The organism is Agarivorans sp. TSD2052, from assembly GCF_023238625.1.
Lineage (GTDB): Bacteria > Pseudomonadota > Gammaproteobacteria > Enterobacterales > Celerinatantimonadaceae > Agarivorans.
Map to the genome: position 1 here is coordinate 2,032,848 of NZ_CP096670.1, position 12,280 is coordinate 2,045,127.

Below are 12,280 nucleotides of genomic sequence, written 5' to 3' on the forward strand. Positions count from 1 at the left end.
CTGATTTTCCCATTTAGTTGGTAATATTAGAAATAGCAAATCTCAACGTTATTTAAGCTCACAGTTCTTTTAACTTATACTTAATGTGTGTAACATAATCTTCACAACTGGGTGTTGGTCACAGTTTGGGCGTTTATCAAGGGAGTTGATATGTCTTCAAAAGCCACAAGCCACATGGTGGTTCGTGCTATATCAAGTATAGAGTTATATCAATTTTGTGAGTTACTTATGGAGGCCGCTAGCTGGTTCGAATCACGAGGTGAGCCACTGTGGAAGTTAAATCAAATAACCCCTCATTCCTTACTCGCTAATCATCGATTAGATGAAATGTTTATGGGATATGTGGCTGGTAGGCCGGTAGCAGCAATGATTTTGAATACTCGTTGTGGAGCCATTGAAGTAAACAGTGAAGTAAAAAATGAAAGCCTATTTATGCATAAACTTACAGTTTGCCGTAATAGTGCGGGGCAAGGTCTAGCAAAGCTGATGGTCGACTGGGCGCGCTGTTATGCATTAAAGCAAGGTTATAGTTTGCTTAGCTTAATCTGCAATTGTCGAGATGAGAGGCTACGCTGGACATTGAGTCAGTTTGGCTTTGAAGAGGTTGAGCAACTCAATGCGCAATATCAATTGCAACGATATTTTTGTTTAGAGCTGGATCATTGCAAAGTACCTCTAGACGCTTTACCCCTTGAATCGATAGGCTTTGACTTTTCTATTTTAGGTAAACCAAAACCATTAATGGGGTGATATGTCGTTAATCCGCTTAACTGTTTTAGCCAAAGGAAAAGTACAGGGCGTAGGATACAGATACCATATTATGCTCAAGGCAAATCAGCTATCAATAACCGGTTATGCCAAAAATCTTAGTGATGGTGATGTTGAAATTGTCGCTGAAGGTAATGAAACAGACGTGATGGTTTTAATGGGGTTTCTGCAAACAGCTTCTCCGTCTTCGGTGGTTGAAGATATCGTCACTGAAGAGCTAATTAAGCTAGATACCTTAACGTTTAGTCAGTTTAATAGTTATTAAAAAAGGCGCCATTGGCGCCATTTTTAGTGCTGAATTACATTACTCGCATACCGGGCTGGGCGCCGTCATCAGGGCTTAATATCCATAGTTCTTTACCTCCAGGTCCCGCCGCTAATACCATGCCCTGAGATTCGCCAAAGCGCATTTTTCTCGGCGCTAAGTTTGCGACCATCACCGTCAATTTACCTTCTAAGTCTTCAGGCGCATAGGCAGATTTGATGCCTGCAAATACTTGGCGGGTTTCGGTGCCTATATCTAGCTCTAAACGAAGTAGTTTTTCAGCTTTTTCTACATGTTCAGCTTTTACGATACGGGCGATACGTAAATCAATTTTTGCAAATTCGTCAAAACTAATTGTTTCTGCGATAGGTTCGAACGCGGCTTTTTCAGTTTTGTCTATTTGAGGTTTCTGTTCGTTTGCAGCCGGAGCAGCAAGCAAATTGTCTTTTGACGCGTCTACCATTGCTTCAACTTTCGTCATATCAATGCGTTGCATTAAGGCTTTAAAAGTTTGGATTTCATGGTTTACCAAGGTATTACCAATATCAGACCATTTTAGCTCTATGTTTAAGAATTGCTCAACTTTGCCACTTAACTCTGGTAACACCGGTTTTAAATAAGTGATCAGAACGCGGAATAAGTGAATACCCATTGAACATACGTGGTGAGCACGTTCTAAGGTTTCTTCATTTTTCGCTAATTGCCAAGGTGCTTCTTCTGCTATGTATTGGTTAGCTTTATCTGCTAGCGCCATGATTTCGCGCATGGCTTTACCAAACTCACGGCCTTCGTATAACGAGGCGATGGTTTGCTCAGCTGCAATAAATTCATCTAATAGCGCTTGGTTACTTACTTCATTTGATAAGGTAGAGTTGAAACGCTTACTGATGAAGCCAGCTGTGCGGCTAGCAATATTGATTACTTTACCGACTAGATCTGAGTTAACCCTTTGAGCAAAGTCTTCTAGGTTTAAATCTAAGTCATCAATTCTGTTGTTCAATTTGGCCGCGTAGTAATAACGCAAGTATTCAGGGTCTAAATGGTCTAGGTAAGTGCGTGCTTTAATAAAGGTGCCACGAGACTTTGACATTTTAGCGCCATTTACCGTGACGTAACCATGTGCATATACACTCGTTGGTTTGCGGTATCCGGCTCCTTCGAGCATTGCTGGCCAAAATAAGCTGTGGAAGTAAATGATGTCTTTACCGATGAAGTGGTAAACCTCTGCGTCAGAGTCTTTATTCCAGTAACTATCGAAATCTAGATCGTCACGTTTGTCACAAAGATTTTTGAAACTCCCCATATAGCCGATAGGTGCATCTAGCCATACATAGAAGTATTTATCTTCTGTACCTGGTATCTTGAAACCAAAATAGGGGGCGTCTCGGCTAATATCCCACTGTTGTAATCCTTGCTCAAACCATTCGTTTAGTTTGTTTGACATTTCGTCTTGTAAAGACCCTGAAACAGTCCAGTCTTTTAACATTGTTTGGAATGCAGGCAAATCAAAGAAGTAATGTTCTGAATCTTTCAGTACCGGTTCAGCGCCAGAGATAACCGATTTTGGCGATACCAAATCGGTTGGACTATAGGTTGCACCGCAATTATCACAGTTATCGCCATTTTGGTCTTCGCTGCCACATTTGGGACATGTTCCTTTGACAAAACGGTCGGGCAAAAACATGTTTTTCTCAGGGTCAAATAACTGAGAAATGGTTCTGGTTTTAATATGCCCAGCTTCATTCAACTTATTGTAAATGCCTTCAGATAAGGTTTGGTTTTCTGGGCTATGGGTCGAGTGATAGTTATCAAACTCAATATTAAATTCTTTGAAGTCAGCACTGTGTTCAAGGTGAACTTGATTGATCATTTCTTCGGGTGAAATTCCCATTTGCTGAGCTTTAAGCATGATCGGAGTGCCATGGGCATCATCGGCACATACGTAGGTGCAGGTATTACCACGAAGTTTTTGGAAACGAACCCAAATATCAGTTTGAATATATTCCAGTAAGTGTCCTAAGTGAATAGGACCATTTGCATAAGGTAAGGCACTGGTGACCAGTATTTTTCGTTGTTCGTTTGTCATGTGATCTACTGTAAGCTCAGTCAATTAACAGGTGATTCTAGGGAGCCAATCTTACCCTAAGCGGCTGTTGATGCCTAGTGGGTGAGTAGCCAGCTGAATAACTTATGGCTAATCAGCATCAAATATTTATTTGTAGTCTAATCCAGTAATGACTAATAGTGGCTTTGCACCTATAATTGCCGCAAAAGTACTAGGTTAATTCTATGAAAAATCAAGATCATAATACTGTCGTTATCGGCATCTCTGGAGCTTCAGCCTCAGGTAAAAGCCTTTTTTCTAAAACCATTGTAAACGACATTCGTAGTGAGCTTGGTGATAGCTGTATTGCCGTTATAAATGAAGATAGTTATTACAACGACCAAAGTCATATTACCCCTGAGCAACGAAAAAAAACCAATTATGACCACCCAAAGTCGATGGACCACGCGCTATTAGTCAGTCACCTTAAACAGCTAAAACAGGGGCTTACGATTGAGCAGCCTCAATATAGCTACACTGTAAATAACCGAATGGAACAAACTAAAACCGTTCAACCCACAAAAATAATAGTTCTGGAGGGGATCCTTCTATTTACCGACCCGGCGATACGTGACCAATTAGATATTAGCATTTTCGTTGATACCCCCCTCGATATTTGTTTGGCGCGTCGCATTCAACGTGACCTTAAAGAGCGCGGTAGAACATTAGATTCAGTATTGTCTCAATACCACCATACGGTTCGCCCTATGTTTTTACAGTTTGTTGAACCCTCAAAACAGTATGCTGATGTAATCGTCCCACGAGGCGGAAAAAATCGAATTGCAATTGACATCATTAACGCAAAAATAAGACATCTGCTGGCGTCGTAGAGTTGTTTAGTAGACGCTACAGGGTAAGAAAGTTTATCTAATCAAGCGAAAAACAACGCAAACCCAGCTGAATGTGATTATTATAAATTAATTACATATTATTCAACGATTTTGATAAATAGGGAAGATCATGAAAAAGCTGCTATATGGACTAGCCATTGTATTTGTTGTAATTATTTTAGCGGTGGTTATAGCCGTCTCCTTAGTGAATACCGATGACATCAAGCAGTTGCTTGTAGAAAAAACTAAACAAGCAACGGGGCGCGAGCTGATCATTGAAGGTGATTTAGGCTGGCGGTTCTTCCCAAGCATTGGTTTTGAGCTTGGAGAAGTACGTTTACTTGATCACCCTGAGTTTGGCGATGGTGATACTTTTAGTATTAACAGTGCCGAAATGTCAGTGGCTTTGATGCCTTTGTTTAGTAAAAACGTAGAAGTTGGCGATATTTCAGTTGAAGGTTTACGCTTACGCCATCAAACCAACGCTGATGGCTCTAGTAATCTTGATGATTTAACTAAGGGTGACGCACAACCCGCGCCAACAACTGGGGAAACAGCTGACACTTCAGCTTCTTCGGCTACGAGCGAATGGAGCATTAGCCTGTCAGGTATTACCCTCAGTGACGCCAATATCGAGCTCATCGATCTTAAACAAAACAAAACGCAGAAGCTTGGCCCAGTAAACTTTGCCCTTGAAGGCTTGGAGCTCGACCAAGATAACAAATTTACTTTTTCGTTAAACTTCAGTGATGGCCAGTTGGCGGTAGAACAACAGGCTGAGGGTTTACTGTTTGTCGCAAGTGACTTTAGCAAAGTAGCTTTAAAAGCAGTCAGTAACAGTATCTCACTAAAAGGGGAAACGATTCCTAATGGTGCGATGAAAGTTCAAACCGATTTTAGTCTTGCTTATCTTGTTGAAGCAAAAACTGTCGAATTGAGCGATCTTGCGGTAGATATCGATGGTAACACTCAACTAAACGGCAGTAGCCGGGTCGTGTTAAATGAAATTCCCGACATTTCATTCGACCTAACTATTCCATTACTAGATACCGCTAACTTTATTGCTGAGACTGATAACACAACATCTAATAATGACAGTAATGATTCCGCCAAACCAAAAAATGAACCAGAACAAGAACCTGACCTTAGTGCGCTTAACACCATCAATTTGGATGGCGTTCTGAGAATAACTCAATTTCAACATCAAAAATTGCATATAGAAAATATCAAGCAACAGTTGAGCATTGATAAAGGGATCTTACGTGTTCAAGAGCTAAGCGCCGATTTGTATGATGGTAAATTGGCAAGCAGTGCAGTTATTAATGCCCAAAAACCTGTAGCCAGTTATTCTATGAAGGCTACTTTGTCAGGTGTCCAAGCTAGGCCTTTGCTCACAGATGCTGCTGATTTCGAATTTATTGCTGGAGGCTTAAACGTCGACCTCAATCTGAAAGGTGTGGGTTTAACGCCTACGGCGGTAAAACAAAAAATTTCTGGTCCGATAAACGCCACCTTTACTGACGGTGCAGTGTATGGAGTGAATATTCCACAAATGATCCGTAGTGCCAAAGCATCAATGAAAGGTGGGGATAAACAGCAAGCTCAGCAAGAACAAAAAACCGATTTTAGTGAGCTGCTAGTCAAGGCGACGTTGGGAAATTCCTTGGCTAGTGTAAAGCAAATGCAAATGTCTTCGCCGCTGTTACGTATTGATGGCAAAGGCAACTCGCATCTTATTAAAGAAAGTTTAGACTTTAGTTTCGTCACCAAAGTCGTTGCCAGTTTAGAAGGGCAGGGCGCCGACAATGATTTGGCAGGATTAGATATTCCTATCAATGTAAAAGGTACTTGGTCGGAACCCAAAATAAACCTAGATATGAAGAAGCTATTTGAAAGCCAAGCAAAAGACGCGGTTAATAAAGAATTAAATAAAGCGTTAGGCGATAATGAAGATAGTAAAAAGCTACTGGATAGCTTAGGTGGTTTTTTCAATTAAACATGATGGGGCTTTAGTTGGCCCCTTTGTTTTACGGCGAAGGATGCATAGTGAATAAAATACCTGGAGTTAAATCTATTCTAGTGGTTTGCATGGGCAATATATGTAGGTCGACCACAGGCGAAGCTGTATTAAGAACCAAGCTTAAGCAGAAAAAACTGAAAATAAAAGTGGACTCTGCGGGTACCACCGATTACCACCATGGGGATAAACCCGACCCCAGAGCGGTTCGAGTTGCCGAAGATAAAGGCTATAGTTTTAAAGGTATACGCTCTCGAAAGGTTTTGATTAAAGATTTTGCCAAATTTGACCTGATACTTGCTTCAGATAATAAGAACTTAGCTTACCTAGAGAAACACTGCCCTCATCAGTTTAGTAGCAAACTGGCATTGTATCTGCCATCAGGTGGAAGTGATACCTTAGAAATTCCTGACCCTTACTACGGCAGCGTGCAGGGTTTTAAAACGGTGCTGGATTTAATTGAACAAGCAAGTGACGGTTTGATTGAACGCTTAACACCCTAAAATCCCCCCCAATTCGCTAAACGCTATATTGCTTTCTATTTTGTCCTAAGCCTTTTTAAGGCTATTTTATTGCACGGTACAAATTTACCTGATCAGCCAATGAGATAGCGCGTGTCAGAAAGCTATGCGGCTCTGTGTTACAGCAATCGATTATTAATGGTTTTGTTACTATGGCTTTGCTGCTATACTCTTTGGGTTTTGTGCCTAATAAGTAGTAGAGAAATAGATGAGAGTTGAGACAGATATAAAGCTTGGTTTTAAAGACGTTTTAATCAAACCTAAGCGTTCAACACTGAAGAGTAGATCTCAGGTTGTACTTGATCGGAAGTTTACCTTTAAACATACCGGTAGTCAATGGGAAGGTGTGCCTGTTATTGCCGCAAATATGGATACTGTGGGAACCTTTGGCTTAGCGGCAGCCTTAGCTGAACATAAAATGATGACGGCAGTACATAAGCATTACTCGATTGCTCAGTGGTCTGAGTTTCTAGCGAATATGGCGCCTGAGAAAATCAAATACTTGATGGTAAGTTGCGGTACTTCAGACGCAGAGTTTGAAAAAACTAAGCAAATTTTGGCTCTTAATAAGCATCTTCAGTTTATATGTGTTGATGTTGCTAATGGCTACTCAGAGCATTTTGTGAGTTTTGTTCGTAAGATGCGTGACACCTTTGCTGATAAGGTTATTGTTGCGGGTAACGTGGTTACCGGTGAAATGGTAGAAGAGCTCATCTTAAGCGGTGCCGATATTGTTAAAGTGGGCATTGGCCCGGGCAGTGTGTGTACCACTCGGGTGAAAACCGGTGTAGGTTACCCGCAGCTGTCAGCCATTATTGAATGTGCCGATGCGGCTCATGGCCTTGGTGGACAAATAGTGGGTGATGGTGGTTGTACTCAAGCGGGCGATGTGGCCAAGGCGTTTGGCGGCGGAGCTGATTTTGTGATGTTAGGTGGAATGTTGGCTGCGCATAAAGAAAATGGCGGCGAAGTCGTCGAAGAGAACGGCCAGCAGTTCATGAAATTTTATGGCATGAGTTCACAAACAGCGATGGATAAGCACACCGGTGGGGTGGCAGAATATCGAGCCTCTGAAGGTAAAACAGTTTTGCTTCCTTATAAAGGCAGTGTTCAACTTACCGTACAAGACGTATTGGGCGGGGTTCGTTCTGCGTGTACTTATGTAGGGGCGTCTGAACTTAAAGAGTTAACTAAGCGCACCACATTTATTCGAGTTCAAGAACAAGAAAATCAAGTGTTTGGTATTACCAAAGTATAAATTTGTGGGTTCACAAAATGAACACAAGACCCTAAAGGAAACCTTTTAGGGTCTTTTTTATTTAGCGAATAACTTGAATTAACTGGTGCGAATGCTTAGCCGGTATTTTGACGGGTGACTGAGTGATAGCGGTTTCAATGCAAATGAAGTGGTCAGCACTATGTAGGTCAGCCATGTTGTCAGCTAATTTTTTACCGGGGTTCCACACTACTACGCTGTCATGACCGCGGTGTTCAATCTCTACTGTTGAATTATCCCAGCTTAAATGACTAATATTTTTGGGCTTTAGGTAGATTCGGTCGGTTTCTTCACTTAGTTCAAACTGTGTTACATCGTATTTTGTCTGTTGGCTGACAGAATCAATATATTGATCGCCAAGTGATCCGATGTGTAATTTTTTTACATCAGTTATGAAATAACTATGCAATGCGCCAGTGATTTCAAATTCGGTCGGGCTGTTGTTGGTGGTCGTTAGTTCAATGCTAGCTTGTTCACCGAGGGTGAATTTACAGCTTAAGGCAATTTCTGGTGTTGAATCATGGCACAGGGTAAGTATCAGTTGGCAGTATTGCTCGGTTGTTTTAATGGTATCTAGTGACCATTGGCTGGTTCTAGCAAAGCCATGTCTTGGGTAGGTGTCACCTCCCAAGGTACCAAAACAGGGCCAGCAAATAGGAATGCCTCCGCGAATCGCTTTTCCCCTGGTGAATTCGCTACTGTCGCTAAGCCATAATTTTTCTTTGCCGGGATTAGGTCGGTAACTGACTAAGTGAGCCCCTTGCTGGGCAATAAGTGCTTTTGCTTGTGGATGATCGACCCAATAAAACAGCATACCTTCTTCGTTACGCACTTCAAATACAGCGTTATCTAGCTGTTTAACGACTTTAAGTTGTAATCTTTCAAGGACCATAAATTGCACCTATAAAAAAAGCGACCCTAAGGTCGCTTTATTAGTCTAGCTTAAAGCTACATTTCTTATTTAGAGATGTGAGCGATTAAGTCTAGAACTTTGTTTGAGTAACCGATTTCGTTGTCGTACCAAGATACAACTTTAACGAATTTGTCAGTTAGAGCAACACCAGCTTTTGCATCAAATACAGAAGTCTGAGTTTCACCGATGAAGTCTTGAGAAACAACTTGGTCTTCAGTGTAACCAAGAACGCCAGCCATTTCGCCTTCTGAAGCAGCTTTCATAGCAGCACAGATTTCTTCGTAGCTTGCAGCTTCTTTAAGGTTAACTGTTAGGTCAACTACAGAAACGTTAGCAGTTGGTACGCGGAAAGCCATACCCGTTAGTTTGCCGTTTAGCTCAGGAAGTACAACGCCTACAGCTTTAGCTGCACCAGTTGAAGATGGGATGATGTTTTGAGAAGCACCACGACCACCGCGCCAATCTTTAGCAGAAGGACCGTCAACAGTTTTCTGAGTTGCAGTAGTAGCGTGAACAGTAGTCATAAGACCAGATTCAATGCCCCACTTGTCGTTTAGTACTTTAGCGATAGGTGCTAAACAGTTAGTTGTACAAGAAGCGTTAGAAACGATGTCTTGTCCAGCGTAAGACGCTTGGTTTACGCCCATTACGAACATAGGAGTCGCGTCTTTAGAAGGACCCGTTAATACTACTTTCTTAGCGCCAGCAGTGATGTGCTTACGAGCAGTCTCGTCGGTTAGGAAGATACCTGTTGCTTCAGCAACAACATCAACACTAATAGCATCCCATTTTAGTTCTTCTGGGTTACGCTCTGCAGTAACACGAACAGTGTTGCCGTTTACTACAAGGTTGCCGTCAACTACTTCTACAGTACCGTTGAAACGACCGTGAGTTGAGTCATACTTAAGCATGTAAGCCATGTATTCAACGTCGATTAAGTCGTTGATGCCTACGACTTCGATGTCGTTACGCTCAACAGATGCACGGAATACGAAACGTCCAATACGGCCAAAACCGTTAATACCAACTTTAATTGTCATAGTGATACCTAATGTTCCTAGTTGTTAACAGATGTATAATTTGGTTGTAAACTTACAACATTCTGAAATTTGTTCAAGTCGAATCGACAATTAATTTGCGCAACATCAATTAATGATTCAAAAATGTACAAGCTACAATTTGCAGAAAGAAGTATTGACGTAGACTTAAAAAAAAACAATCAATATCAGTGAATCTCAGATAAAATTAATTTGGTGAAGTTTGTGCTAGATCGATAAAACAAGCTTTAGGATGAGTACAATACACGCGCAAAAAAATAATAATTAGTTCTATACAAAGCAATAACTCGGGAAATGTTATGTCAGATCAAATCATTGAACAGTTGGTAAAGCTTCGCGGCATCGAAACCAGCTACGTAGATGCTTGGGGTAATGCGGCTGAAGTCGTGCCTGAAAGCAAGTTAAAATTATTGAAAGCACTCGGTTACCCTGTAGATAACGCAGAGCAATTAGCCCAACGTTATGAAGAGGACGTACTGAATTACTGGCAACAAGTAATGCCAGTAGTAAAAGTAGTGAGAGTCGCTCCGCAATATCCTCTGGAAATTCGTGTTCCTATTGAGCTAGCCAATAAGAGTTTTAATTGGAAGCTGCAAACTGAGCAGGGTGAAGAATTCAAGGGGCAAATCGTTCCTGTTGATGGTGAGCTTATCGAAGCTCATGCCATTAATGAAGCAGAATACCAAGCTTATCAAGTTCCACTAGAGCTAGAATTACCTATTGGTTACCACTCTTTAAGTATCTCGTTAAAGGGCGGACGCAAAGTATTGGCTGAAACACGTTACATTGTTGCGCCACAAGCGGCATATATTCAACCTAGTATTGCCAACGGTAAAAAAGTTTGGGGCCCTAGCGTTCAACTTTACTGTCTACGCAGTGAAACAAACTGGGGTATTGGCGATTTCAGTGACTTACAAGTATTAGTTAAAAATATTGCTGAAAAGGGTGGTGACTTTGTTGGTTTAAACCCAATTCACTCTTTGTACCCAGCAAACCCAGAAGCTGCTAGCCCTTATAGCCCGTCTTCGCGTCGCTGGTTAAACGTAGTTTACATCGATGTTAAAGCCATTGCCGAGTTTGAAGCTTCTGAAGCGGCTGAATTAGTCGCTAGCAGTGCTTTTCAGAATCGCTTAGAGCAACTTCGCAGTAGCGAATGGGTAGATTACACTGGTGTCACTGAAGCCAAGTTAGAAGCGCTTAGACTTGTCTTTAAACAGTTCCAAACTGTTCAAAAAGGCCGCACTAAACGCGCTAATGCTTTCCGTTCTTTTGTTAAAGAAGGCGGCGAAAGCTTAGCTGCTCAGGCAACTTACGACGCATTACAAGCTCACTTGTATGACGCGATTGGTAACGCTTGGGGTTGGCCAGCATGGCCAGACGAATATAAAGAATACCATTTACCAGCAGTCGCAGAGTGGGTTAAAGCTAACCAGGAAGCGGTAGATTTTTATCTGTGGTTACAGTGGATGGCTGATGAGCAATTAGCTGCGGTTGATGCTGTTGCTAAAGATTCTGGTATGGCAATGGGCCTTTACCGCGACCTAGCCGTAGGTGTTAGTGAAGGTAGTGTAGAGATTTGGGCAAATGGTGACCTTTACTCGCTAGACGCAAGTGTAGGCGCTCCGCCAGATATTCTTGGTCCATTAGGTCAAAAGTGGGGCTTGCCTCCGATGGACCCAGCAGTGCTTGAGGAACAGCAATATCAACCCATGATTGATTTGTTCCGCTCAAACATGCGTTCATGTGGTTCATTACGTATTGACCACGCAATGGCGCTGTTACGACTTTGGTTAGTCCCTAATGAAGATTCTGCTGATAAAGGTGCTTACCTTTATTACCCCATCCAAGATCTATTAGGCATTTTGGTTCTAGAGAGCCACAGAAATAAATGTCTCATCATTGGTGAAGATTTAGGCACGGTGCCTGACGGCATATTTGAAATACTTCAAGAGAACGGTGTTCACTCTTACCGTATATTCTTCTTTGAACAAGCTGAAGATGGTGGCTTCATTTCACCGGCTCATTATCCAGTTCAGGCGATGTCTGCAGTGACAACCCACGATATGCCAACCCTACGTGGTTTTTGGCATTGTGATGATTTAGCACTAGGTCGCGAGTTAGGCATTTACCCTGACGAAGACGTATTGCAAAGTCTTTATAAAGATCGCCATGAAAATAAACAGAAGCTACTAGATACCTTACATGGTCATCAAAGCATTCCTGATTATATTTCACATGATGTAAATTGGGTTGGTATGGATCGTGGCTTGAACTTCGGTATTCAAGTGCATATGGCAAAGGGCAGTTGTAGCCTATTGTCTGTCCAATTAGAAGATTGGATGGAGATGGACAAGCCTGTTAACGTACCTGGCACTTCAGCTGAATATCCAAACTGGCGACGTAAGCTAACTTGGAATCTTAGTGACTTGTTTGCGAGTAACGATGTCCAACAATTAATGCAGTCACTGACCGATGCTCGTAACAAAGCTAGTTAGTTATTGTTCATAATATAAGCAAGCGCTCTTCGG

Annotated in this window: 10 protein-coding genes; 7 read left to right on the forward strand and 3 right to left on the reverse strand. The window is 41.9% G+C overall.

Annotated features, from left to right (window positions below):
- Positions 1-150: 150 nt before the first annotated feature.
- A complete protein-coding gene (locus tag M0C34_RS09215) occupies positions 151-750 on the forward strand; it encodes a hypothetical protein (RefSeq protein ID WP_248715332.1) in 600 nt (199 codons plus the stop codon).
- Position 751: 1 nt separating this feature from the next.
- Positions 752-1,033, forward strand: a complete 282-nt coding sequence (locus M0C34_RS09220; RefSeq protein ID WP_248715333.1) for an acylphosphatase — start codon at positions 752-754, stop codon at positions 1,031-1,033.
- 34 nt (positions 1,034-1,067) lie between these two features.
- Here the strand turns inward: M0C34_RS09220 and metG are convergent, their stop codons facing one another.
- Entirely contained in the window at positions 1,068-3,119 is a 2,052-nt protein-coding gene (gene metG, locus M0C34_RS09225; protein ID WP_248715334.1) for a methionine--tRNA ligase, read from the reverse strand.
- 203 nt (positions 3,120-3,322) lie between these two features.
- Here metG and udk point away from each other — a divergent pair, with 203 nt between their 5' ends.
- The 4 genes from udk to M0C34_RS09245 all read left to right on the forward strand — a co-directional run bounded on the left by udk (position 3,323) and on the right by M0C34_RS09245 (position 7,763).
- Positions 3,323-3,967, forward strand: a complete 645-nt coding sequence (gene udk, locus M0C34_RS09230) for a uridine kinase (RefSeq protein ID WP_248715335.1) — start codon at positions 3,323-3,325, stop codon at positions 3,965-3,967.
- Positions 3,968-4,097: 130 nt separating this feature from the next.
- The gene (locus M0C34_RS09235) at positions 4,098-5,963 is read left to right on the forward strand and encodes an AsmA family protein (RefSeq protein WP_248715336.1); all 1,866 of its coding nucleotides are present in this window, start codon (positions 4,098-4,100) and stop codon (positions 5,961-5,963) included.
- Between the two features lie 50 nt (positions 5,964-6,013).
- Positions 6,014-6,487 carry a low molecular weight protein-tyrosine-phosphatase gene (locus M0C34_RS09240; protein WP_256469362.1) on the forward strand — a complete coding sequence of 158 codons (474 nt, stop codon included), beginning with the start codon at positions 6,014-6,016 and terminating at the stop codon, positions 6,485-6,487.
- A gap of 226 nt (positions 6,488-6,713) precedes the next feature.
- Positions 6,714-7,763, forward strand: coding sequence for a GMP reductase (locus M0C34_RS09245; RefSeq protein ID WP_248715337.1), 1,050 nt, complete (start codon positions 6,714-6,716; stop codon positions 7,761-7,763).
- Between the two features lie 61 nt (positions 7,764-7,824).
- Here M0C34_RS09245 and M0C34_RS09250 read toward each other — a convergent pair whose 3' ends face one another.
- Complete coding sequence (locus M0C34_RS09250) at positions 7,825-8,673, reverse strand: D-hexose-6-phosphate mutarotase (RefSeq protein ID WP_248715338.1); 849 nt, start codon at positions 8,671-8,673, stop codon at positions 7,825-7,827.
- 65 nt (positions 8,674-8,738) lie between these two features.
- Complete coding sequence (gene gap / locus M0C34_RS09255; RefSeq protein WP_248715339.1) at positions 8,739-9,734, reverse strand: type I glyceraldehyde-3-phosphate dehydrogenase; 996 nt, start codon at positions 9,732-9,734, stop codon at positions 8,739-8,741.
- A 317-nt stretch (positions 9,735-10,051) separates the two neighbouring features.
- Between gap and malQ the strand changes: the two genes are divergently transcribed.
- Positions 10,052-12,247 carry a 4-alpha-glucanotransferase gene (gene malQ / locus M0C34_RS09260; protein WP_248715340.1) on the forward strand — a complete coding sequence of 732 codons (2,196 nt, stop codon included), beginning with the start codon at positions 10,052-10,054 and terminating at the stop codon, positions 12,245-12,247.
- The last annotated feature ends 33 nt before the right edge of the window (positions 12,248-12,280 follow it).

Bases quoted from the DNA above. Each gene is read 5' to 3' on its own strand.
- gap (WP_248715339.1), bottom strand. From the start codon at position 9,734: ATGACAATTAAAGTTGGTATTAACGGTTTTGGCCGTATTGGACGTTTC.
- M0C34_RS09235 (WP_248715336.1), top strand. From the start codon at position 4,098: ATGAAAAAGCTGCTATATGGACTAGCCATTGTATTTGTTGTAATTATT.
- metG (WP_248715334.1), bottom strand. From the start codon at position 3,119: ATGACAAACGAACAACGAAAAATACTGGTCACCAGTGCCTTACCTTAT.
- udk (WP_248715335.1), top strand. From the start codon at position 3,323: ATGAAAAATCAAGATCATAATACTGTCGTTATCGGCATCTCTGGAGCT.
- M0C34_RS09215 (WP_248715332.1), top strand. From the start codon at position 151: ATGTCTTCAAAAGCCACAAGCCACATGGTGGTTCGTGCTATATCAAGT.
- M0C34_RS09245 (WP_248715337.1), top strand. From the start codon at position 6,714: ATGAGAGTTGAGACAGATATAAAGCTTGGTTTTAAAGACGTTTTAATC.
- malQ (WP_248715340.1), top strand. From the start codon at position 10,052: ATGTCAGATCAAATCATTGAACAGTTGGTAAAGCTTCGCGGCATCGAA.
- M0C34_RS09220 (WP_248715333.1), top strand. From the start codon at position 752: ATGTCGTTAATCCGCTTAACTGTTTTAGCCAAAGGAAAAGTACAGGGC.
- M0C34_RS09250 (WP_248715338.1), bottom strand. From the start codon at position 8,673: ATGGTCCTTGAAAGATTACAACTTAAAGTCGTTAAACAGCTAGATAAC.